Annotated in this window: 1 protein-coding gene; it reads left to right on the top strand. The window is 59.5% G+C overall.

The genetic code is table 11. From position 1 onward, the window contains the following. The coding region (locus J5224_RS34650) for an ABC transporter permease subunit (RefSeq protein ID WP_264629346.1) at positions 1 to 548 on the top strand (548 nt) is incomplete at both ends.

Below are 548 nucleotides of genomic sequence, written 5' to 3'. Positions count from 1 at the left end.
CTGATGCTGGTGATTTACTCTTTCAACAGCTCCAAGCTGGTGACGGTGTGGGCAGGCTGGTCGACACAATGGTACAGCGCGCTGTTTCATGACAGCGCCATGATGAGCGCCGTGGCGCTGAGCCTGACTATCGCTGCCGCCTCCGCCACCATGGCGGTAGTGCTTGGCACGCTGGCGGCGGTGGTGATGGTGCGTTTTGGCAGCTTTCGCGGCTCCAACGGTTTTGCGTTTATGCTAACCGCGCCGCTGGTAATGCCTGATGTGATTACCGGTTTGTCGTTGCTGCTGCTGTTTGTTGCCTTGGGGCATGCTATCGGCTGGCCCTCAGAGCGCGGCATGCTGACTATCTGGCTGGCACATGTGACCTTCTGTACCGCCTATGTCACCGTGGTCATCAGTGCGCGTCTGCGCGAGTTGGATCGTTCCATCGAAGAGGCCGCAATGGATCTGGGGGCGGCACCGCTCAAGGTGTTTTTCATCATCACCGTCCCGATGATTGCGCCGGCGCTGGTTTCTGGCTGGCTGCTGGCGTTTACGCTGTCGCTGGA

Source organism: Candidatus Symbiopectobacterium sp. NZEC135, from assembly GCF_025962695.1.
This window is presented reverse-complemented; position numbering and strand designations above follow the sequence as displayed.